The organism is Actinoplanes sp. ATCC 53533, assembly GCF_003947245.1.
In genome coordinates this window covers 1-786 of sequence record NZ_QHHV01000576.1, presented here as the reverse complement: position 1 = coordinate 786, position 786 = coordinate 1, and the positions used below count along the sequence as shown (strand labels likewise).

Genomic DNA, 786 nt, shown 5'->3' with positions numbered 1-786 from the left:
GATCCCGGGCGTGTCGTACAGCCGGCAGTCGCGCCACTCGATCGGGTGCACCTCGGTGGTCCAGTCGCTGTCGCCCGGCGAGACGTACTCCCCGTCGAGCCGGCCAAACACCGACAACAAGGTGCTCTTCCCGACGCCGGTGCGCCCGAAGAACGCGATGTTGAACGTCCCGAGCGACTCATGCTCGCGATCGAGATGACCTCGCAGCTCCCCCGGAAAGCCACGCGTGAAGCCGTCCAACCGGGCGATCGAACCGGACGAGGACGGCACGTCACGCTGTTCTCGCACGAATACGTCGACCAGCCCGTCCGTGACGTCAGCCAGGCTCGCCAGTTCCGCGTACCCCTGTTCGACGGCCGATCGAACGGCCTCCTCAAGTGATGCCGCCTCCGTCGTCTCGATCACGAATCACGCTCTGCGATGGACCCGCCCGGAACAGTCACAAGGACCGTTCTTACGTGACGGCCAAGCCCTCGACAAGACTCCTTATGGCCATGAACCGTCGCCGTACGTCGTCGGCGTGCCCACACTTCTTTCACCTTCGAACGACCGCCTCGGTGCGTGGTTTCGTCGCCCTGCTCAATCGGCCTGCGCTTGGCCGAGCAGGTCGACGCTGACCTGGACAACGCCTCTTGATCGGGGAGCAAATGACGGCAATCGCCCGCCTCCAGGTGCACGAACAGCGCGACTTTGCCGGACTGCGCCGGACGCGGCGGCGGATCGACGAGGCCCACCGGACGCGAGTCAGGTCCCCCGCTGCAGGAGCACCAGATCCTCGGCAACCAG

1 protein-coding gene is annotated in these 786 nt (G+C 65.8%); it reads right to left on the bottom strand.

Annotated features, from left to right (window positions below; translation table 11 throughout):
• A partial coding sequence (locus tag DMB66_RS63340) for a hypothetical protein (protein ID WP_199753321.1) occupies positions 1-405 on the bottom strand: 405 nt, incomplete at its 3' end.
• Between the last annotated feature and the right edge of the window lie 381 nt (positions 406-786).